Annotated in this window: 19 protein-coding genes; 16 read left to right on the top strand and 3 right to left on the bottom strand. The window is 38.5% G+C overall.

Annotated elements, in window-relative coordinates; all coding sequences use genetic code 11:
• Window positions 1-6 precede the first annotated feature (6 nt).
• On the bottom strand, window positions 7-1,086 hold the full coding sequence (locus tag ABVF21_RS04940) for a glycosyltransferase family 4 protein (RefSeq protein WP_303534072.1): 1,080 nt from the start codon (window positions 1,084-1,086) through the stop codon (window positions 7-9).
• A 203-nt stretch (window positions 1,087-1,289) separates the two neighbouring features.
• Window positions 1,290-1,922 carry a YigZ family protein gene (locus tag ABVF21_RS04935; RefSeq protein WP_371017601.1) on the bottom strand — a complete coding sequence of 211 codons (633 nt, stop codon included), beginning with the start codon at window positions 1,920-1,922 and terminating at the stop codon, window positions 1,290-1,292.
• Window positions 1,923-2,192: 270 nt separating this feature from the next.
• Between ABVF21_RS04935 and ABVF21_RS04930 the strand changes: the two genes are divergently transcribed.
• Entirely contained in the window at window positions 2,193-3,344 is a 1,152-nt protein-coding gene (locus ABVF21_RS04930) for a sensor histidine kinase (protein WP_371017600.1), read from the top strand.
• Window positions 3,345-3,347: 3 nt separating this feature from the next.
• Complete coding sequence (locus ABVF21_RS04925; protein WP_159785070.1) at window positions 3,348-4,052, top strand: response regulator; 705 nt, start codon at window positions 3,348-3,350, stop codon at window positions 4,050-4,052.
• Window positions 4,053-4,161: 109 nt separating this feature from the next.
• Here ABVF21_RS04925 and ABVF21_RS04920 read toward each other — a convergent pair whose 3' ends face one another.
• Entirely contained in the window at window positions 4,162-5,088 is a 927-nt protein-coding gene (locus ABVF21_RS04920) for a peptidoglycan-binding protein (RefSeq protein ID WP_303534063.1), read from the bottom strand.
• Between the two features lie 310 nt (window positions 5,089-5,398).
• Here ABVF21_RS04920 and ABVF21_RS04915 point away from each other — a divergent pair, with 310 nt between their 5' ends.
• From ABVF21_RS04915 to ABVF21_RS04850, 14 genes are all read left to right on the top strand, one after another.
• Window positions 5,399-6,247: a DegV family protein gene (locus ABVF21_RS04915; RefSeq protein WP_303534061.1), complete on the top strand. Its 849-nt coding sequence runs from the start codon at window positions 5,399-5,401 to the stop codon at window positions 6,245-6,247.
• 28 nt (window positions 6,248-6,275) lie between these two features.
• Window positions 6,276-7,766: a DEAD/DEAH box helicase gene (locus tag ABVF21_RS04910; RefSeq protein ID WP_371017599.1), complete on the top strand. Its 1,491-nt coding sequence runs from the start codon at window positions 6,276-6,278 to the stop codon at window positions 7,764-7,766.
• A complete protein-coding gene (locus ABVF21_RS04905; protein WP_371017598.1) occupies window positions 7,754-8,476 on the top strand; it encodes a ComF family protein in 723 nt (240 codons plus the stop codon). The genes ABVF21_RS04910 and ABVF21_RS04905 overlap by 13 nt, the downstream gene beginning before the upstream one ends.
• A 140-nt stretch (window positions 8,477-8,616) precedes the next feature.
• Complete coding sequence (locus ABVF21_RS04900) at window positions 8,617-8,817, top strand: cold shock domain-containing protein (protein ID WP_194218747.1); 201 nt, start codon at window positions 8,617-8,619, stop codon at window positions 8,815-8,817.
• 278 nt (window positions 8,818-9,095) lie between these two features.
• A complete protein-coding gene (gene hpf, locus ABVF21_RS04895) occupies window positions 9,096-9,659 on the top strand; it encodes a ribosome hibernation-promoting factor, HPF/YfiA family (protein WP_194218748.1) in 564 nt (187 codons plus the stop codon).
• 218 nt (window positions 9,660-9,877) lie between these two features.
• A complete protein-coding gene (secA, locus tag ABVF21_RS04890; RefSeq protein ID WP_303534055.1) occupies window positions 9,878-12,391 on the top strand; it encodes a preprotein translocase subunit SecA in 2,514 nt (837 codons plus the stop codon).
• A 226-nt stretch (window positions 12,392-12,617) separates the two neighbouring features.
• Window positions 12,618-13,722 (top strand): peptide chain release factor 2 gene (gene prfB, locus ABVF21_RS04885; RefSeq protein WP_194218750.1). Its coding sequence is split into 2 segments (ribosomal slippage): window positions 12,618-12,689 and window positions 12,691-13,722, totalling 1,104 coding nucleotides; the frame shifts between segments, so codons are not numbered across the junction.
• 288 nt (window positions 13,723-14,010) lie between these two features.
• Window positions 14,011-14,883, top strand: a complete 873-nt coding sequence (locus ABVF21_RS04880) for a YitT family protein (protein WP_303534350.1) — start codon at window positions 14,011-14,013, stop codon at window positions 14,881-14,883.
• An 87-nt stretch (window positions 14,884-14,970) separates the two neighbouring features.
• Window positions 14,971-15,351 carry a c-type cytochrome gene (locus tag ABVF21_RS04875; RefSeq protein WP_371017597.1) on the top strand — a complete coding sequence of 127 codons (381 nt, stop codon included), beginning with the start codon at window positions 14,971-14,973 and terminating at the stop codon, window positions 15,349-15,351.
• A 356-nt stretch (window positions 15,352-15,707) separates the two neighbouring features.
• The gene (gene ftsE, locus ABVF21_RS04870) at window positions 15,708-16,394 is read left to right on the top strand and encodes a cell division ATP-binding protein FtsE (protein WP_303534047.1); all 687 of its coding nucleotides are present in this window, start codon (window positions 15,708-15,710) and stop codon (window positions 16,392-16,394) included.
• On the top strand, window positions 16,384-17,277 hold the full coding sequence (gene ftsX, locus ABVF21_RS04865; protein WP_303534044.1) for a permease-like cell division protein FtsX: 894 nt from the start codon (window positions 16,384-16,386) through the stop codon (window positions 17,275-17,277). The genes ftsE and ftsX overlap by 11 nt, the downstream gene beginning before the upstream one ends.
• A 52-nt stretch (window positions 17,278-17,329) precedes the next feature.
• Window positions 17,330-18,685 carry a murein hydrolase activator EnvC family protein gene (locus ABVF21_RS04860; RefSeq protein WP_371017596.1) on the top strand — a complete coding sequence of 452 codons (1,356 nt, stop codon included), beginning with the start codon at window positions 17,330-17,332 and terminating at the stop codon, window positions 18,683-18,685.
• A gap of 158 nt (window positions 18,686-18,843) precedes the next feature.
• Complete coding sequence (locus ABVF21_RS04855; RefSeq protein ID WP_371017945.1) at window positions 18,844-20,283, top strand: S41 family peptidase; 1,440 nt, start codon at window positions 18,844-18,846, stop codon at window positions 20,281-20,283.
• A gap of 252 nt (window positions 20,284-20,535) precedes the next feature.
• Window positions 20,536-21,726, top strand: coding sequence for a PDZ domain-containing protein (locus ABVF21_RS04850; RefSeq protein ID WP_303535162.1), 1,191 nt, complete (start codon window positions 20,536-20,538; stop codon window positions 21,724-21,726).
• The last annotated feature ends 147 nt before the right edge of the window (window positions 21,727-21,873 follow it).

Raw genomic sequence — 21,873 nt, 5'->3', positions numbered from 1 at the left:
TGCTTTTTAACGTTTCATTGTACTTGTAAAAACAAGTAGTTTTTTTAATGTATTGATTAAAGGTTTCCGCTGATTACCAATTAAACCAATGAGTTCTGCCGTAAACTGAATCACAACAAGCAATAAGATAAGCAAGAAAAGTGATCCCCACAGCGTAGAGGCTGAGAATAGAATGGCAGTAATTCCAAAGAAAAAGCTGAGAAGGTAAATAATGATCACGGTTGATTGGTGAGAAAATCCAATAGCTAGTAAACAATGATGAATGTGAAATTTATCAGGCGTTGAGATTTTTTGCTTTCTTAATATCCGTCTAATAATAGCAAAGAATGTGTCAAAAATGGGGACTGCAAGAATGATGACAGGAATGATCAAACTAAACACCGTCACACTTTTGAATAATCCTAGCATGGACATTACTGAGATGGCAAACCCAAGAAAAAGAGCTCCGGTATCTCCCATGAAGATGCTTGCAGGGTGAAAGTTGAAGATAAGGAAGCCAAGAGTACTACCTATTAAAATCACGGCTAGTGCAATGACTACAAGTTGATGGTCAAGAATGGCCATTGTTAGAATAGAACCTAAAGCAATAGTGGATACACCTGCAGCTAATCCATCTAGACCGTCGATTAAATTAATGGAATTCGTTACCCCAACAATCCACAATACTGTAATAAAAAAGCTCATAAACCCGAACTCAATTCTACCTACGAATGGAAGTGAAACGAATTCAACCTGAAGTCCCGATGAGGCAACAATAATAGCTGCAATAATTTGTCCAACAAGTTTAACTTTCGGTGAAACAGCCAGTTTATCATCAAAAACGCCTAAAACAATAATGAGTGTTCCAGCGATAATAATTTCTGGCATATACGGTGAATAAGGACTAAGATATAAAAAGCCTGCGACAGTACCTGCAAAAATAGCAAGTCCGCCAGCTGAAGGCATAAGCCCTTTATGAACTTTCCGTTGATTTGGTTTATCAGCTATTTTAAATTTAAGTGATGCATATTTAACAATTGGTGTAGCAATGATAGCGACGGTTATAGAGATGATAAACGCTATGATATACTCTGTTAACGAATACAATAAAATCCCCCTCTAACTGAGGAATAGTAATTCATTCCTTTCATATCATATCAAAATAAGTGTGTATTGCAAGAGGTTTCTTAGCGTGCATCCTTTCGAAATCACTCATGGTATTACTATCTTTCCCGAATAATGGACTTTCATGTTGAATAATAGAGGTACATTTAATTACCAATACCCTTTAGAATTAATAAGTAATCTTTTTAGACATCATATTCTTTATAGAGTTGTCCATTTGAAAGGATTTTCGCCTGTCCACTTGTAATATTCGTTATCCATTCGGTAAACTGCTCTTCTAATCCGCTTTGGATAAGAGTTTGAACTTGTACATTCTCCATGTAATCAATCTGATCTAATAAGTAATTCGATGAACGAATTTCATTTTCGACTTTACCTAATAAAGAATAATCAATTTCTGTTGTCATTTTTACCATTAGTCTTCGCTCAACGATTCCAGTCGCATTCAGTCCTTCTGAAACCGATTGACCGTAAGCGCGAATTAAACCGCCTGCGCCTAGTTTAATTCCACCAAAGTAGCGGGTAACAACTACCGTAGTATCTTTTAGCTTTCGTTTTTTTAACACTTCAAGCATCGGCACACCTGCCGTACCCGATGGTTCACCATCGTCGTTAGCTTTTTGAATAAGATCTTGTTCTCCAATTAAGTAAGCTGAGCAATTGTGCGTAGCACTTGCATGCTCTTTTTTGATCGATTGGATGAATTCTTGCGCTTCTTCTTCGGTTGGGGTTCTTTTTACATGTGCAATAAATCGTGATTTTTGTATAGTGATTTCGTTTTTTCCATCACCTTTGACTGTATAATATGAAGTAAGCATTTGGTTAACCTCCAAGATAATCATTGAACATTCTTTAGAATGAAAGGGATTTGTTTCTTACCATCGAATAGTACATAATTAAAGATTGTGATTTATGAGGGAAAGTAATAAGTCCGGTTAGTGTCTTTCTTATTATAAGTTTCTTAAATTAATCCATCAAATATATATCCTCAAGTCATAAAAAGACGGTCAGATACGAATTTTGTAAAAGAAGTACTTTTGGACTATCTTTTCTTAGTGTCCGTCCCTTGAAGGAATGGAGGGGTTAGCTTGGATTTTCAAAAGCTTGATCCAAATTCATTAGATGTCATTCTTGACAGGACAATGGAGAGTATTAACACAAGTAAATCAAAATTGTTCGAAATTGGAGAGCTGTCTCATGACGAATGTCAGCAGATCAATAATCAACTTCAATTATTAAAAGAAGAATTAGAGACCGTTCAGGGTCTCAGGCAAGAAAGGCTTCATATGGACAGAATCGCTCGAGCTGAGCTTGTAAAGATTAGTAAGAACTTTCAAGACTATGGAGAGCCGGAGATTAGAAACGCTTATGAGAAGGCTTCAGACGCCCAAATTAAGCTGTCTGTTAGTATGGAGAAGGAATCTCGCCTTAAAGACCAGATCGCAGATCTAGAACAGCGGATTTCTTCCCTTCAAATTACGTCGGATAAAGCCGAGTCTTTTATGAGTCAAATCTCAACAGTACTTAGTTATCTTGGAGGAGAACTAAGACTCTACGGTGAGGTCATCGAAGACGCTAGAAGAAAACAAGAGTATGGTCTTAAAATTATTGAAGCACAGGAAGAAGAGAGAAAGCGTCTCTCAAGAGAAATTCATGATGGTCCGGCCCAAGTTCTTGCGAATGTGTTATTAAGGTCACAATTAATTGAACGAATTTATGAGAAAAAGGGAAAAGATGAAGCATTCAAGGAAATAAAGGATATGAGATCCTTAATTGAGGATGCATTAAAAGAAGTTAGGCGACTTATTTATGATCTTCGTCCAATGGCTTTGGATGATCTAGGTCTAGTGCCTACATTATTAAAGTATTTAAATAAAGTGGATGATCGCTCAGAGGCAACGATATCTTTCGATTATTTTGAAGGGATTCAACGACTTCACGTTCGGCTTGAGGCAGCGATCTTTCGACTTGTACAAGAAGCAGTGCAAAATGCGCTAAAGCATGCTGATGCAACTGAAATAAGTGTTGACCTGAATCTTGATGGTGATAAGATTGTGGTAACCATTGAAGATAATGGAATTGGCTTTGATGTGAACGTTCGTAAAGATCAATCTTTTGGATTGATTGGAATGAAAGAGCGTGTCGGTTTATTAAATGGAACAATTCAGGTTCAATCAACGCCGAACAAGGGTACATATATATTGATAAGAATCCCGATTCATGAACAGGAGGGCGTGTAAGAAATGTATGCAGCTAAAACCAAAACGAAAATTATAATAATAGATGACCATCGCTTGTTTCGCGAGGGAGTTAAACGGATTTTAGACATGGAAGATGATTTTGAGGTGATCGCTGAAGGTGATGATGGGGATGAAGCACTTCGTCTTGTCGAAGAAAATAAACCTGACGTGGTCTTAATGGATATTAATATGCCGCATGTGAATGGCGTAGAAGCAACAAGACAGCTTATTGAACAAGTACCGGAGACAAAAGTCATTATTTTATCAATTCATGATGACGAAACATATGTCACGCACGCAGTGAAAACAGGGGCAGCAGGGTATCTATTGAAAGAAATGGATGCAAACTCTCTTGTTGAGGCTGTTAAAGTTGTTGCATCTGGTGGAGCTTATATTCATCCTAAAGTAACGCATAATCTTGTGAATGAATATCGTCGTCTTGCTACGGAAGGTAAAAGACCATCAACTCAAATTGGTTACAAAGAAGTTGAATATCGTAAACCACTTCATATTTTGACGCGTCGAGAATGCGAAGTACTTCAACTGCTAACAGATGGAAAAAGTAATCGCTCTATAGGTGAAGATCTTTATATTAGTGAAAAAACGGTAAAAAATCACGTTTCAAATATCTTGCAAAAAATGAATGTAAACGACCGTACTCAAGCGGTTGTAGAAGCAATTAAAAAAGGATGGGTTAAGGTGCGCTGAGGCGCGCCTTTTTTCTTTGGGTCTACTTGTTATGAGACGTAAAGGTAGAGAGAAAACAAAATGAAGACAAAAAAATAGCCTCCAATTTTGGAGGCTATTTTTTGTACCATTATGCGCGCTTTGCACCAAGGTAACGTGGAGACCAGTAAGAGTTATCCATGTCACTGATTGTTACTCCGTATGAAGAAGAAGAGTGAATGAACTGACCGTTACCGATATAAATACCAGCGTGAGATGGGCCAGATTTATAAGTTTCAAAGAATACAAGATCTCCAACAGAAGGTGAAGAAACTTTGTCTGTTGCGTTCCAGATGCTAGCTACAGTACGTGGGATGGATTTACCAGCTTTGTTGAATACGTATTGTAGGTAGCCGCTGCAGTCAAAACCAGATGGTGTAGTTCCAGCCCAAACATATGGTACACCGATGTATTGCTTAGCAATAGATACGACAGAAGAGTTAGATGTTGATGCACTCTTTACCTGAGATGAAGAAGATGAGCTTACAGAAGAACCATTAAGTGCTGCAAATGTGTTTGATCCTGCAATACCATCTACGCTAAGACCATTTGCACTTTGGAAGTTACGTACTGCTTGTTGTGTAATGGATCCATAAATGCCGTCAACGGAATAGTTGTAGTAGCCTTTTGATTTAAGCTGACTTTGTAGATTTGTTACACTTTGTCCACGATCACCGTGACGAAGTGTGCTGCTGTATGTATTAGAAGAGCTGCTTGATTTAGATGAAGTTGAACCTTTTAGTGCGTTAACTGTTTGTGGCCCTACAACACCGTCTACGCTAATGCCTGCGCTACGTTGGAAGTCGCGAACGCCATCTTCAGTAATATTTCCGAAATATCCAGTTGCTTTATGGTAATCAAAATAGCCTTTATTATCGAGTTCATTTTGTAGTTGAGTTACGTCAGAGTTGCTCATGCCATTGTATAGGGTACGGTCGCCTAGTGCTGCTTCACTTACGTTTGGTGCTAATAAAAGAGTACCTGCGAGTGTAGTAGTGATCACGACTTTCTTAAACATATTATAATTCCCCCTGATTTATAAGTTAAAACCTTTTATTTTCTCTATCACGATTGCTAGTTTACATGATTGAGATAACAGGAGGATGAATATAACATTACAATTATGTAACAGAATACCTGCCTAATTTACTAAAAGTTTCATTTTACGACATTTACATTAAAAAATATGGGGAGAAATGGTTGACAAATTATGTGAAAAATATTATAAGCTTTTGTTGGCACAAAGCCTAAAATGCTCTATCATTAACTTGACTGGTTTTTAACGTAAATCGTATGAAGTACTTAATAGATTGAAGAGAGGCGTTAATATGAAGACAGTTGCTATTGTAACAGATAGTACGGCTTATATACCTGAATCAATGTTAGATGAATACGAAGTGACGATGGTTCCGCTTAGCGTAATATTCGGTAATGAATCCTATTTAGAAGAAAGAGAAATACAGGCAGAGGATTTTTTTGAAAAAGTAAAAAAAGAAGATGAGCTTCCTAAAACTTCTCAGCCTTCTATAGGAAGTTTTGTCGAAGCATATGAAACATTAGCTCGTACTCATGATGAAATTATTACGATTACTCTTTCCAGCGGTATCAGTGGTACCTATCAGTCAGCTAATTCAGCTGGAGGAATGATTGAAGGCGCAGACGTTCATGTTTTTGATTCAGAGATCAGTTGCATGATGCAGGGTTTTTATGTTTTAGAAGCAGCACAAATGGCGCAAGATGGTTTTAAAAGTAAAGAAATATTAAATCGTCTTCATAAGATAAAAAGTCAAGGGACGAATGCCTATTTCCTTGTGGATGATCTTAGCCATTTACATCGAGGTGGTAGGTTGAATGCTGCACAGCTTGTAGTCGGAAACCTTCTTCAAATAAAACCTGTACTAACTTTTGAAGATAAAAAAATTGTTCCATATGAAAAAATTAGAACTCGAAAAAAAGCATTAAATAAACTGATGACGCTATTTGATGACGCTGCAAAAGGCGGAGATATCATTAAAGCAACTGTCATCTATGCAACGAATAAAGAAGAAGCAGAGCTTTTGAAAGCTGAATTAGAAGGAAAATACTCGAACGTAAGCATTATATTGAGTTATTTCGGACCAGTTATTGCTACACACCTCGGTGAAGGTTCTCTTGGACTCGGCTGGTATCGTGTATGATCGTTAAAATCGAAAAGGAAGCAAATCCATGAGGTTTGCTTCCTATGTGTTAAATAACCAGCAAGTATTTATACCTGAATTGCTCAATCAACCTTCTTACTCCCTCAATTTCGCTCCGATTGGTATGTACAACTCGATTCCCAATCAACCGCAAAATCCCGATTTTCATCCGAATGTTCAACTTATGAAGTTTTTATATGGAAGGCATTTATTAATCGATGAAATCCCTTTCTCATTTCTTGAACTTCATGAACACTATTTAAATGGCTATCTTCATTTTGAACCTGGTATTCAAAGCATTGATGGAAAAGCAACTTGTATGAGGTGTGGAAGTACTGAGTCATTTTCATTTTTCGCGTGCTCGCGCTGCCATAGTAAGAACTGTAAATATTGTAGAAAGTGTATCAGAATGGGAAAGGTAACATTTTGTTCTCCACTATATTCCATATCCAAGTGGGTACCAAAAAATGTAGATAAAGCTGTTTTAGAGTGGTCTGGCACATTGTCGAATGGTCAAAAGGAAGCTTCTAATGCTGTTGTCAGGGCTATTCAACATAATCTTACTCTCCTTGTATGGGCTGTTTGTGGTAGTGGTAAAACAGAAGTGTTATTTAATGGATTAGCTCATGCCCTCACCAATCAAAAGTCTGTATGTATTGCTACGCCACGTACAGATGTTGTACTAGAATTAGCTCCACGCCTACAAAAGGTCTTCCCTAGTCTTGTGATTTCTCCCCTATATGCAGGTCATTCCGATCCTCATTCTCATTTTGTTGTTTCTACGACGCATCAAATGATTCGTTTTAAGAATTACTTTGATGTCATGATCATTGATGAAGTAGATGCGTTTCCATATAGTGTGGATTCTTCTCTTCAATACAACGTTGAGAAAGCGAGAAAGCAAGGCAGCTCCCTCATTTATTTAACAGCAACACCTTCGCCGTTGATTTTGAAGAAAGAAAATCTCCAAATCGTACGGATTCCCTCAAGGTACCATGGTTTCCCACTGCCTATTCCAACTTGTCATTGGAGTGGCAATTGGAGAAAGAAAATAAATAAAGGTCATCTTCCTCCTATATTAATTGAATGGATAAAGAAACAAGCATCTGAGCGAAAGCCCGTCCTTTTATTTCTTCCGTCTATAAAAATTATTAATCAAACAAAAGATATATTTGAAAAAAATCACTTTCGATGTGAATCTGTTCATTCTGAAGATGAAAATCGAGCCGAAAAAGTCCTCCGTTTTCGAAATAAAGAAATCCCTATTCTCCTCTCCTCGACTATTCTTGAGAGAGGCATTACGATTGAAAATATATCAGTAGCCGTGCTTGGAGCAGAGGATGAGGTATTTACAGAGAGTGCCCTGGTGCAAATTGCCGGAAGAGCTGGAAGAAGTAAGAGATTCCCAGATGGAGATGTTCGCTTTTTTCATTATGGTAAAACAAATGCCATGTTAGAGGCTATAAAACATATTAAGAAAATGAATGTTGAAGCGAGGGAGAAAGGTTGGCTCAATTAAATCGTTGTCCTATGTGTGGGGAAGATGTCAGTCAAAATGTATCCTGGAGCTGGTTGGTCGGAATAAAAAGTGACCCGGATTGTTGTGAGCTTTGCCGAAAGCAGCTTGTGCTAATTGAGGGAGACTTATGTCGGAAGTGTGGGCGGCCTCTAAATAAACTTGCTAGTAAATTTGTAGAAAATCAGTTCTGCTCTGATTGTAGAAAGTGGGAGGAAAAAGGATGGGGAAAAGTTCTTATCCATAATAAGTCGTTTTATGAATACAATGCTTTTTTGAAAAACACGCTTGCTCTTTATAAATTTAGAGGGGATGTTGAAGTAGGAAGAGCATTCTCACATTTGATTCAAAAAGAGTTAAAGAAATCTTATTCCTTTATCGATCAAGTCATTCCAATGCCAACTAGTAAGGAAAGACTCTATGAGAGAGGCTTTAATCAATGTGAGGTTTGGATTGAAGGGACATCCTTTGAACAAGAGTCACCACTAATCCGGATCAAAAACGAAGAAAAGCAAAGTAAATTGTCACGTGAAAAAAGAATGAATCGTACAGAAGACATGTTTCGCGTAACAGAAGGATCTGCACTAAATGGAAAAAAGATACTCCTATTAGACGATCTATATACCACGGGAACAACTATTCACTATGCAGCGCTCACCCTAAGAAATGCAGGTGTATCTGAAGTTTATTCCCTTACATTAAGTAGGGGATAAGGTATTGTCGAAAAATTTTTAAGAAAACGCCTTCATTCGAGTTATATCAACAAAAACACCCCTTTGCCAGTGTGTAAATATAAACGTATAATAAATATATGGCACTGCCATGAAGATTTTTGAAGGGAATGTTGAACAAGATGCAGGGAAAAGTAAAATGGTTTAACAACGAAAAAGGATTTGGCTTTATTGAAAGAGAAGATGGCGACGACGTATTCGTTCATTTTTCAGCAATCAGTGGGGAAGGATTCAAGTCCCTTGAAGAAGGCCAAACAGTTGAATTTGAGATTGTTGATGGAGCTCGTGGACCACAGGCTGCTAACGTAGAAAAAGTTTCTTAAATTAAATTAATCGCTTAAAGCTCCTATCATTAGATAGGGGCTTTTTATTTTTAAAACTATTTTAGTTTATACTGATGTTTTTTAATTAAGCTTATTGATCGGGTTATATAATAGGAGGGTACGCCCTTATATGTATGTATTTGTTAGAAATTGTCGGAATTTAGAGCGTTTTGTGAAAAAAGCGTAAAAATATTTGTGATTTTTTAAAGTTTATAGAGGGTAATAGAGGGGGTATAACGAATAATATAGTTATAGCATGGAAGGAGGAGTGCCACATGATGAATTTCAACATCCGTGGTGAAAACATTAAAGTTACACCTGCAATGAGAGAATATACTGAGAAGAAGGTAAGTAAACTTGAAAGGTATTTCGATACTCCACCTAATACTGATGTTCATGTAAACATGAAGGTCTATAACGATCAACAAATGATTGAAGTAACCATCCCTATGCCAAACCTTCTACTTCGAGCAGAAGAAGAGCATCAGGATATGTATGCAGCAATTGATTTAGTTGTTGAGAAGCTTGAACGACAAATTCGCAAGCATAAAACAAAAGTTAATCGCAAATTCCGTCAGGAAGGTAGCGTTAAATATATGTTCCGCGATGAATTAAACCCTACAACAACAAGTGTTGCTGAAGCTGATATGGATGAGGATGACGATCTACAAGTAGTGAAAACAAAGCGTTTTACATTCAAGCCGATGGACGTTGAAGAAGCGATTCTTCAGATGGACATGCTTGGACACAGCTTTTTCGTTTTCTCAAACGCTGTTACAGGAAGCACAGGCGTTGTTTATCGTCGTAAAGATGGGAAATACGGACTGATCGAGCAAGATTAACGAATAAATGAACAAGGGCAGGGGTGATCACCCCTGCCCTTTAAATATGTGCTGAGGTTTATTTTTTTATCTACATTAATATAGTTGTTAGTAGCATGGTTTTTTACTTTCTTGTGCCTCTAGCAACTAATTGTTAAAATAACTACATAGTATAAAAAATTCTTAGTTTAGTTAGATATATGATAGCACTCTACTGACAACAAAAGAGGAGCGTTTTGATGAAAGGTTTATTACGAAAAATCATACCCAATGGCAATGAACGTCAGGTTAGTCGCTTACAGAAGATTGCAGATCAAGTAGAGACTTTTTCAGATGAAATGAAGAAGTTATCTGATGATCAGCTCCGTAACAAAACGGAAGAATACAAAGAACGGATTCAAAAAGGTGAAGATTTAGACAAAATGTTACCAGAAGTGTACGCTACCGTTCGCGAAGCATCTGAACGCGTTCTTGGTATGCGCCCATTTCCAGTACAAATTATGGGAGCGGCGTCTCTTCATGAAGGAAATATTGCTGAAATGAAAACAGGTGAAGGTAAAACCCTTAGTGCCACAATGCCTGTTTATCTTAATGCCTTAACTGGCAAAGGTGTACACGTTATTACGGTCAACGAATACCTGGCGAAGCGTGACGCTGAAGAAATGGGAGAGCTTTACCACTATCTCGGTTTAACAGTTGGACTAAACATTAGCGGACTGTCAAAAGAAGAAAAAGCCGAAGCTTATGCTGCGGATATTACGTATGGAACAAACAATGAATTTGGTTTCGATTATTTGCGTGACAACATGGTCTTATATAAAGAAGAAATGGTTCAACGCCCTCTTCATTATGCCATCATTGATGAAGTTGACTCAGTGTTAATTGACGAAGCAAGAACACCCCTTATTATTTCTGGGAGTGCTGAGAAGTCGACTACTTTATACATTCAAGCGAACCAATTTGTTAGAACACTAAAAGAAGAAGACGACTATAACGTTGATATCAAAACAAAGAACGTCCAATTAACGGAAGATGGGATTACGAAAGCAGAAAAATTCTTCGCTATTGAGAATTTATATGATTACAAACATGTTCAACTAAACCACCATATTAATCAGGCAATGAAAGCCAATTTTATCATGCAACTCGATATGGACTATGTTGTTCAGGATGAGGAAGTTGTGATCGTTGATTCATTTACTGGACGTTTAATGGCTGGACGTCGCTATAGCGATGGACTTCATCAAGCGATTGAAGCGAAGGAAGGTCTTGTTATCCAGCGTGAAAGCATGACGCTAGCTACGATTACATTCCAAAACTATTTTAGAATGTATGAAAAGCTTTCTGGTATGACAGGTACAGCGAAAACCGAGGAAGAAGAATTCCGGAATATCTACAATATGAATGTTATTGCGATTCCTACGAATAAGCCAATTGCTCGTATGGACTATCCTGATCTCGTTTATAAATCCACTAACGGTAAATTCCAGGCACTTTCTAGAGAAATTGAAGAGCGTCATAAGAATGGACAACCCATCCTCGTTGGTACAGTTGCGGTAGAAACATCTGAGTTGATTTCGCAATTCCTAAAGAAACGCGGAATTCCTCACAATATACTAAATGCCAAAAACCATGCTCGTGAAGCGGAAATTATTGAATCAGCTGGTCAAAAAGGTGCGGTAACGATCGCGACAAACATGGCTGGACGTGGTACAGATATTAAATTAGGCACAGGTGTACTTGATCTTGGAGGCCTCTTTATCTTAGGTACGGAACGTCATGAAAGTAGAAGAATAGATAACCAGCTTCGCGGACGTTCAGGACGTCAAGGTGATCCAGGTGAATCAAGGTTCTATATTTCTATGGAAGATGAGCTAATGAGAAGGTTTGGCTCGGATAATATGATGAACATGATGAACCGTCTCGGGATGGAAGAGGATCAGCCGATTGAATCGAAGCTTGTCTCCAGAGCAGTGGAATCAGCACAAAAACGCGTCGAGGGTAATAACTATGATGCTCGTAAGCAGCTTCTTCAATATGATGATGTGATGCGACAACAGCGCGAGATCATTTATGCTCAACGTGCAGAAGTACTTGAATCAGATAATTTACGTGAAATTGTCGAAACGATGCTCACTTCTGTTATTACACGTATCGTTGATGCTCATACAGGTGATGAGGATATTCAAGAAGAATGGGATCATCAAGCGATTATTGATCACGCGAAAGGTATCTTCCTTCAAGAAGGCCAGGTAACAGTGAAAGATATCAAAGGTCTTGATAAGGAAGAAATCGTAGAACTTCTTGTTGAGAAAATGAAAATAAATTACGATGAAAAAGAAGCTGCATTCGAACCGGAACGCATGCGTGAATTCGAAAAAGTTATTCTTCTGCGCAGTGTTGATCGTAAATGGATGGATCACATTGATGCAATGGATCAGCTACGTCAGGGAATTCACTTGCGCGCTTACGGACAAAATGATCCTTTGCGTGAGTATCAATTTGAAGGATTTGAAATGTTCGAAGACATGGTTACAGAGATAGAAGAAGAAGTCTCTACTTATATTATGAAAGCTCAGATTGAAAGTAATCTAAAGCGAGAAAAAGTAGCGGAAGGCAAAGCCGTTAATCCAAAAGAAGAAGCAAGCTCGAAGCCAAAACCTGTTAAGAAAAAGCAGGATATTGGACGAAATGATCCTTGTCCTTGCGGCAGCGGTAAAAAATATAAAAACTGTCACGGCAAAGCTGAATAAAATCGAGCAGGTGTCGTAAGCATTTGCTATTCCCGTACTTTAGGGACAGTACCCCCACCTCCAAATGTAGGTTAGTCAACGAGTATTGGTGGGTTTGCTGTCCCTAAAAGTCTGCTTGAAGTACTAACCATCAAAGGTGTGAAAGTTTTTGATAGTAGATCTTTCGATTTTTGGATCATCAATATAGCCAGAATCGAAGTAAAATAATGATGTAGAGGTGCAAACTATGGAAATGCATGAAATTCGCAACGAATTAAATACAATTGAAACACGATTAAACGATTTTAGGGGGTCTCTTTGACCTCGAAAATAAAAGAGCGCGTATCGATGAATTAGACATTCAAATGACTGATCCAGATTTCTGGAATGATCAAAATGCCGCTCAAAAAGTGATCAATGAATCAAACTCTCTAAAAGAAGCTGTTAATGAGTTCGATTCTCTTCAAGAAGAATATGAGAACCTGGAAGTTTCTTATGAACTTGTGAAAGAAGAAAACGATCAGGAGTTATTTGAAGATCTTGAAGTAGAAATTAAAGATCTGAAAAAAGCAGTCAATCAATTTGAACTTACGCTTCTTCTAAGCGAAGAACATGATAAAAATAATGCGATTCTTGAACTTCACCCAGGTGCTGGTGGTACAGAGTCACAAGACTGGGCATCGATGCTTCTTAGAATGTATACGCGTTATGGTGAGAAAAAAGGATTTAAAGTTGAAACGCTTGATTACCTCCCAGGTGATGAAGCTGGTGTGAAAAGTGTTACGCTGAACTTTAAAGGTCATAATGCTTATGGGTATTTAAAAGCAGAAAAGGGCGTCCACCGTCTTGTTCGTATCTCACCATTTGACTCAAGTGGCAGACGTCATACTTCTTTTGTTTCTTGCGAAGTTATGCCTGAGTTTAATGATGAAATTGAGATTGACATTCGCACAGAAGATTTGAAGATCGATACGTATCGTGCGAGTGGGGCTGGTGGTCAGCACATTAATACGACTGACTCTGCCGTTCGAATCACTCACCTTCCTACAAAAGTAGTCGTGAGTTGTCAGGGAGAACGTTCTCAGATTAAAAACCGAGAACAGGCAATGAAAATGTTGAAAGCAAAGCTATATCAGTTGAAAATTGAAGAACAAGAAGCAGAGCTAGATGAGATCCGAGGAGAGCAGAAAGAAATTGGCTGGGGTAGTCAAATTCGATCTTATGTTTTCCATCCGTATAGTATGGTAAAAGATCATCGTACAAATATGGAAGTTGGGAACACTCAATCTGTCATGGATGGCGATCTCGATCCATTTATTGATGCGTTTCTCCGCTCTCGTTTAAATGATTAAAACTAACTTCAAGCCTACCTGTATAATCAGGTGGGCTTTTTTCTATAATGGCTATGTTCATTTACGTTGTTGACTTTTCGGTCATTTATCCTTTGCGATCACCAATTGTTTCTTCATGTTTCTGTCATAAATGGGGCAAAGTATAAAAGGAGAAAGAAGTGCTTCAACTTGATAACGCGCTGCTACAATGCGGTTTACACCCCATATGCCCGATGATATACTACTGAAGGCTTTTGCTTAGAAATGAGCAGTGACTTAAATCATAGAGGTAAGTGAGTGAATGCAGTTATGATAGCGACGTTAGCGAAATTTACAGCTAGAAAGGTTTCACCAGCACATAAGATACTGGAATATTTAAGCGTTATGGTGGGATCAGCCCTTGTGGCGATTGCCTTTAACCTTTTCCTACTCCCTAACAGCATTGCTTCTGGTGGTGTAAGCGGGATCAGTACTATTACAAAAGGAGTCTTTGATTGGAAACCAGCATATGTCCAGTGGGCTTTTAATATTCCATTGTTTATAAGTGGTTTAATCTTTTTGGGGAAAAAGTATGGTCCGAAAACCTTGGTTGGAACTCTTTTCTTACCTTTTGTCGTAAAATTGACAGAAAACGTAGAACCAGCGACAACAGATCCGTTATTAGGTGCGCTTTTCGGTGGTCTTGGAGTGGGGATTGGCCTTGGAATTGTATTCAGAGGAAAAGCCTCTACTGGAGGTACAGACCTTGCTGCACAAATTGTGAACAAGTATACAGGAGTTTCGCTCGGAACGTGTGTATTTATGATTGATGGCTTAATTGTCGTTGCTTCAGCGTTTGTTTTCAGCCTTGAAGAAGCACTTTATGCCCTTATTGCAATGTATCTAACAGGTAAAACAATTGATGTTGTTCAACTAGGATTGGGCTACTCGAAAATGGCGCTTATTATTTCAGATAAAGAAGAAGAGCTGCGTGAAGGGATCATCACTGTAATAGATCGAGGTGTGACAAGAATTTCAGGTCAGGGTGGATACACCAATGATAAGCGTCCCATCTTAATGGTCGTTGTTGCGCAAAATGAGGTTACAAAGCTAAAAGAGCTCGTGAAGGGTGTTGATCCTTCAGCATTTGTGATTGTATCCAACGCCACTGAAGTGCTGGGAGAAGGTTTTAAAAGAGAGTAAGCCGGCTATAGTAAATGAAAGTGAGCTCCATTATAGGTGAGGTTTTTACTTTGTCCTATGGGTGGCAGTATATGAGGAGTGAAGGTAATGAAAAAGTGGATAGGGTTTCTGTTTGTAGTTGTTCTGATTTTTAGTTTAGCTGCATGTGGTGCAAGTAATAATGAAAATAGCACGAATGACGGCTCTTCAAAAGAAAGTAACTCAGAAAATGAGAATGGTGGCCAAGCTTCTGGTGAATATGATGCTAATGCCGCAGAGGCTACATATCAAACGAATTGCTTAAGCTGTCATGGAGACAACCTTGAAGGGAAAGTAGGGCCACAACTTTCAAATGTTGGCTCACGTTTATCGAAAGACGAGATTCTCTCTGTCATTCAAAACGGGACAGGGCAAATGCCTGGTAATATTTTACGTGGAGATACGGAAGTGGAAGAAAATGTAGCTAGCTGGCTAGCTGATATGAAATAGGTAGAGAAGAAGCACTGAATAGTGCTTTTTTTATTGTCCTATTTATGATTGTGTACCTGGAAAAAGAAGGATGTAATATTACTAAAGAGAGAGTGTATCTCTATATTTCCCTTCTGGACAAAGTTAAGCATAGATAATTGTGTAATAATCTATTGACTATTAATGCATTATTGCAGAAGATGTCAGATTGAGAGGGTCTTGAAATAAAAATGTAATAAAAATTTGTCTTAAAATAGCGAATTTGTTTGTTATAATATCTTCAGATGTAAAGGAACTAATCAAAAATAAAACACCAATAAAAAACTAACTCCTAAGAATTTGCATCGAGAATTTAAGCAAGTAGGAAGTGGTACAGTTTGATCGAAATGAAAGATGTTTGGAAAACATATGACAATGGAATCAAAGCCATAAACGGTATCGATATTTCAATTGATAAAGGTGAATTTGTCTACATAGTAGGACCAAGTGGCGCCGGTAAGTCAACATTTATGAGAATGATGTATCGGGAAGAAAAGCCTACAAGTGGAAAAATCATAATTAATGGAAAAGATGTTGGCAAATTGAAGAATAAGTACATTCCTAAGCTACGTCGCGAAATCGGCGTTGTTTTTCAGGACTTTAAACTTTTGCCAAGATTAACTGTTTATGAGAACGTCGCTTTTGCTCTTGAAGTCATCGAGGAAAGTAAAGCAAATACGCGCAAGCGAGTAATGGAAACGTTAAGTCTCGTTAATTTGAAAAACAAAGCAAGGTTCTTACCAGACGAACTTTCTGGTGGGGAACAGCAGAGGGTTTCAATAGCAAGAGCGATCGTCAATAACCCTCACATTCTGCTAACAGATGAGCCTACCGGGAATCTGGATCCAGAAACAGCATGGGGCATTATGGATTTATTAGATCAAATCAACAATCGCGGTACAACTGTTATTATGGCAACCCATAATAAGGATATTGTGAATACATTCAGAAAACGTGTTATTGCAATTGATGGCGGTATAGTTACCCGTGATGAAGCAAGAGGTGAGTACGGGTATGAAAATTAAAACGTTTGGTCGCCACGGAAAAGAAGGTTTCAAAAATCTTGGTCGAAATGGCTGGATGACCTTCGCTTCGATTTCTGCGGTTACCGTTACACTACTTTTAGTCGGCGTTTGTCTCGCATTGCTTCTTAATTTAAATGCTTTTGGTGATCAACTTGAAAGTGATGTTGAAATCAGCGCATTTATTGATTTAACGGCGCAGCAAGAACAGCAAGATGAACTTAAGTCCAGGATCGAGAACATTTCTGAAGTGGAATCTGTTACTTATCAATCTAAAGAAGAAGGATTGGATAATTTAATTGATAATCTTGGGGATGAAGGTGAAGTGTTCGAGTCATTAAGAGAAGAAAACCCTTTAAGTGACGCTTTCCTGATCAAAACCAAAGATCCTCAGAATGTAACGGCAGTTGCTAAAGAGATTGAGCAACTAGACAATGTACAAGACGTTGAGTTTGCAGAAGATACGGTGAACCGACTATTTAAAGTTCTTGAGATCGCACGAAATGTTGGACTGGCCCTTGTGGTTGGATTACTATTTACAGCCATGTTCCTCATTTCTAATACTATTAAACTAACAATTGTTGCCAGAAGTCATGAGATTGAAATTATGAAGCTAGTGGGAGCAACGAACTGGTTCATTCGATGGCCATTCCTAGTAGAAGGTATCCTAATTGGAATTTTCGGCTCGATTATCCCAATTGGTATTCTAATCTACGGCTATTATTATTTAATTGAGTTAATAGCAAATCGTTTCCCAACTTTATTCATCGATTTACTACCGGTAACACCGTTTGTTTATCAGTTATCAGGACTGTTAATTATCCTTGGTGTGATTATCGGAGTATGGGGAAGTCTTACATCAATGCGTAAATTCTTAAAAGTTTAAAATGAAAATTAAGAGATAAATAGATTCATCTATTTTGGGGGAGGAACAAAGATTGAAGCGTAAAATATTAGCAACGGCTCTAACATTGACTCTAGGTTTAAGCGGACTAACAACTGCAGCACTTCCACAAACGACTGAAGCCGCAAATCTTGATGATCAACTTAATAATGTCAAAGAAAAGCAGTCTTCAAACCAGGAAGAGCTTGAGCAAAAGGAATCTGAACTTGCGGACGTGAAAGCAGAGCAAGAAGATGTACGAGCAGAAATTGAACAGTTAAATAAAGAAGTAGCTGAAACGGATGAGAAGATTTCAGTGAAAGAGAAAGAAATTAAAGATACAAATGCTGAAATCGATCAGTTGAAAGAAGAGATTAGCGCTTTAGAAGACCGTATTGCTGAGCGTGATAAGTTATTGAAAGATCGCATTCGCTCAATGCAACAAAACGGCGGCGGAACAGTTGATTACATGGAAGTTTTACTTGGTGCTACTGATTTTGGTGATCTAGTAGAACGCGTTCTTGCTCTTAACACAATCGCAGATCAGGACAAAAAGATTCTTGAAGAGCATAAAGCGGACAAGCAGGCAGTAGAAGAAAAGAAAGCTCAAGTAGAAGATAAACTTGCCTCTCTTGAAGAGAATAAAGCAGAGCTTGAAGATCTTAAAAAAGAGCTTGATTCTAAAAAAGCACAAAAAGATAAGCTAATGAAGTCCCTTGAAGAAGAAGAAGGCGATCTTCATAACCATATGATGGACTTAAATGAAACTGCTGAACTTTTAGCTGCTCAAGAAAAAGCAGTAAAGCAAGAGATCAAGCGTGCTGAAGAAGCAGCTCGTAAAGCTGAAGAAGAGCGTAAAGCCGCAGCTAAAGCGGCAAAAGAAAAAGCTGAAGCTGAAGCACAAGCGAAAAAGGAAGCAGCGGCAAGCTCAAGCAAGTCTAGCAGTTCAAATAGTTCAAGCAGTTCAAATTCAGCACCAGCGCCAACTCCTGAGCCAGCACCAGCGCCTTCTAGTAACGCAACATTCATTAAGCCTGCTGCTGGTCCAATTACATCTGGATTAGGCCGCCGCTGGGGAACGTTCCACGCAGGAATTGATATTGCTCAAGGTGGTCAAAACCCAGTATCAGCTGCTGCAGATGGAACAGTATTGAGATCCTATCATTCAGATTCATACGGTAATGTAGTATTCTTGACGCATAGTATCAATGGTCAAATGTACACAACAGTGTATGCTCATATGCAAAATCGCGCAGTTTCTACAGGTCAGTCAGTAAGTCAAGGAACATACCTCGGTACAATGGGGAATACTGGTCATTCAACTGGACAACATTTACATTTTGAAATTCACAAAGGTTCATGGAACTCTAGTAAGTCCAATGCTGTTGACCCAATGAATTACATTCGATAATTAGATGAGCCTCGCTTCAACGGGCTTTCCCCCTCACAATTTGAGATGGAAACATAATGAAAACAACTGAATCATATAGTACAATAAGATGAAAAGGCATCGCATCGTTATGATGGGGTGCCTTTTCCTTCAAATTAGAAGAGGTGAGTACAATGAAGATACAGGGGAAAGTTGTCGCTTTACTTGTCGTGATTGCCCTCGTAATCGGTTCAGGTGGTACATACGCGGCTTTCACTTTATTACAGGACGAGCCTGAAGGGAGCACTCAATCTTTAACTCTTGGTTCTGGTAATGAAATAGAGACAGAAGAGCTAACGAAAATTAACAAAGCTTATGAATTAATCCAGGATCGCTATGTAAATGATATCGATCAAAAAGAGTTGTTAGATGGAGCTATTAAAGGAATGGTAGATACTCTTGAAGATCCCTATTCAGTCTATATGGACCCTGAAACAGCTGAGCAATTTAGCCAATCCCTTGGTTCTTCCTTTGAGGGGATTGGGGCGGAAGTTAATATGACTGACGGAAGAGTAACGATTGTGTCACCTTATAAAGATTCACCTGCTGAGAAAGCAGGTCTTCGTCCGAATGATAAAATCATGACGATCGACGGTGAAAGCACAGAGGGACTTGATTTGTATGATGCTGTATTAAAGATTCGTGGGGAGAAAGGCACGGTTGTCACGCTCGGCGTTCAACGCCCGGGAGCTTCAGAGACAATGAAGGTAGAAGTGACTCGTGATGAGATTCCTATTGAAACGGTGCGTGCAAGTACGGTAGAAGAAAACGGAAAAACAATCGGTGTCTTGCAAATCACCTCATTCTCAGAGGATACAGCTAAAAGCTTCTCAGAAGAGTTGAAGAAATTAGAAAAACAGGGCATTGATGGTTTGGTACTTGACGTTCGTAATAATCCAGGAGGCCTGTTAAATGTTGTTTCGGATATGGCGGAAGAACTGATTCCTAATGACAAACCTTACGTTCAAATTGAAGATCGTGAAGGAGAGAAGCAGCGTTCTGTTTCTACTCTTGAAGAGAAAAAAGATTATCCTGTCGTAGGTCTTATTGATCGCGGTAGTGCTTCTGCTGCAGAAATTCTTGCCGGAGCGCTTAAAGAAGCAGGCGATTATGATTTGGTCGGTGAAACGTCATTTGGTAAAGGAACGGTTCAATCAACGCTAGATCTTGGAGATGGCAGTAATATTAAACTGACAATGTTTAAATGGTTAACACCAGATGGCAACTGGATTCATAAAGAAGGAATTGAGCCAACGGTTGAAGCGAAGCAGCCTGATTACTTCTACGTAAATCCATTATCTACTGAAAAGACGTTAGAATTTGATCAGAACAGCGAGCAGGTAGAGTCTGCGCAAATCATGCTCAAAGGCCTTGGTTTTGAACCGGGACGCAAAGACGGATATTTTAGTGATAAAACAGTTACAGCAGTAAAAGCTTTCCAACGTTCGAATGATATAAATATTACTGGGAAAATAGATGAAAAAACGGCGCAGAAACTTCAGGAAAAAATTATTGATTCCATTCGTAATCCTGATAACGATGTGCAGCTTAAGACAGCGGTCGAGCTACTTGCTAAATAATTCCAAGAAGGAAATGAACTGTTGATGTCGAAGCTATTCCGCAGGAAATCCTGCGGAATTTTTTTGACCATGATATGCACATTGAACAAATAGAAGACATTTTTAAAATGAGGTAAACTAGAATGGTTGTCTCATGATTATTTGGCAATGTTAGGGTATTTTCGATAATTCTCTCATGACAAAAATGAGCAGAACATTCATATAACATAGCCAGACATTTAGTAACTGCTAAGAAGCATGGAGGAATATAAAATGGACACTATTGGCCTTTCAATACTTAAGGGAATTATTAGTTTTTTCCTTCATCCCCTCACGTATATTACGATTATTGGAGCATTTATGCTCGGTCTTTCACGAGTAAAACGTGATAGAAGAGATTTTCACACAAGAGTACATGATGTTTTGGACGATGTTCCATTTGCTATCATACCTGGATTATTGATGGGAGCCGCTTTTCTGATACTTAATCTTTTGCTTGGTTTAACGATTCCTTTCAGTACCACCGTAGCAATGAGTCTCGGAGCATTTTTGCTTTTAGTAACAGGACAAATTCGTTTTTTATCACCTGCTTTTGTGTTCATCTTACCTACACTAACAACGTTTTTTTATACTCCAATCGATTTCGGTAACGATACTCTCAATACGATGCAAGAGGGGATCGGGAATGCATCGCCGATTGCGCTCGCTATTTTAGTTGGCTTTCTAGTATTCATGGAAGGGTTATTCATTACGATGAATGCTGGAAAACAGACGTCACCAAGACTCGTAGAAAGTAAACGTGGAAAGTTAGTGGGGGCCCATGAAGTCCAAAGACTATGGCTTTTACCACTATTCCTCTTCCTTCCAGTCGGTCAGGTTGAATCATTTACATGGTGGCCTCTTCTTGATTTTGGTGCTGGCACCTATGCCTTTATCTTATTGCCGTTTCCTATTGGCTTTCGAAAGCTTATACACCATGCATTACCCTTTCCAGAGATGAAGAGTAATGGGAGGCAGGTTGCTCTTCTCGGGGGAGCAACGGTCTTAATTGGTCTAGTGAGTTACCTTTCGAGTAATAGATGGATTGCATTAGTTGCGATCATCCTAGTGATTCTTGGACGAGCTGGTATTTTACTTCTTCATCGAGGTAAAAATAAGCCTGCCTATTTTAATGAACGAAATAATGGACTTGTTATTCTTGGAATTCTCCCCGGTTCACCTGCAGATCAAATGAACTTACAAGTTGGCGAAGTCATATCTAAGGTGAATGGGATACCTTTAGGAAAAGGTGTAGAATTTTATACGGCTCTGCAACGTAATGCCGCTTTTTGTAAAATGGAAGTGCTTGATGTTAATGGAGAAGTTAGGTTTGAGCAAAAAGCGCTTTATAATAATACTCATCATGAGCTTGGTTTGCTATTTGTAAAAGAAAATCGTTTTGAGGAGCAAGAGGAAGCACAATAATAAACGAATTAATAGAAGAATGTCAATAACGGTTTAAAATTCCCTAATTTCAACGGAAACAAATTCCCTAATATTAGCGTATCTTAGCTGGCTGTATGCCAGCTTTTACTTTTTCTCTTAATCTGTAAGACCCACCTTTGATATTAA

This window comes from Pseudalkalibacillus sp. JSM 102089, from assembly GCF_041366475.1.
Classification (GTDB): Bacteria; Bacillota; Bacilli; order Bacillales; family Guptibacillaceae; genus Guptibacillus; species Guptibacillus hwajinpoensis_B.
The sequence above is the reverse complement of the archived record's forward strand: the minus strand, read 5'-3'. Positions and strand labels throughout refer to the sequence as shown.

Bases quoted from the DNA above. Each gene is read 5' to 3' on its own strand.
- ABVF21_RS04920 (WP_303534063.1), bottom strand. From the start codon at position 5,088: ATGTTTAAGAAAGTCGTGATCACTACTACACTCGCAGGTACTCTTTTA.
- ABVF21_RS04935 (WP_371017601.1), bottom strand. From the start codon at position 1,922: ATGCTTACTTCATATTATACAGTCAAAGGTGATGGAAAAAACGAAATC.
- secA (WP_303534055.1), top strand. From the start codon at position 9,878: ATGAAAGGTTTATTACGAAAAATCATACCCAATGGCAATGAACGTCAG.
- hpf (WP_194218748.1), top strand. From the start codon at position 9,096: ATGAATTTCAACATCCGTGGTGAAAACATTAAAGTTACACCTGCAATG.
- ABVF21_RS04910 (WP_371017599.1), top strand. From the start codon at position 6,276: ATGAGGTTTGCTTCCTATGTGTTAAATAACCAGCAAGTATTTATACCT.
- ftsX (WP_303534044.1), top strand. From the start codon at position 16,384: ATGAAAATTAAAACGTTTGGTCGCCACGGAAAAGAAGGTTTCAAAAAT.
- ABVF21_RS04850 (WP_303535162.1), top strand. From the start codon at position 20,536: ATGGACACTATTGGCCTTTCAATACTTAAGGGAATTATTAGTTTTTTC.
- ABVF21_RS04915 (WP_303534061.1), top strand. From the start codon at position 5,399: ATGAAGACAGTTGCTATTGTAACAGATAGTACGGCTTATATACCTGAA.
- ABVF21_RS04900 (WP_194218747.1), top strand. From the start codon at position 8,617: ATGCAGGGAAAAGTAAAATGGTTTAACAACGAAAAAGGATTTGGCTTT.
- ABVF21_RS04875 (WP_371017597.1), top strand. From the start codon at position 14,971: ATGAAAAAGTGGATAGGGTTTCTGTTTGTAGTTGTTCTGATTTTTAGT.
- ABVF21_RS04925 (WP_159785070.1), top strand. From the start codon at position 3,348: ATGTATGCAGCTAAAACCAAAACGAAAATTATAATAATAGATGACCAT.
- ABVF21_RS04880 (WP_303534350.1), top strand. From the start codon at position 14,011: ATGATAGCGACGTTAGCGAAATTTACAGCTAGAAAGGTTTCACCAGCA.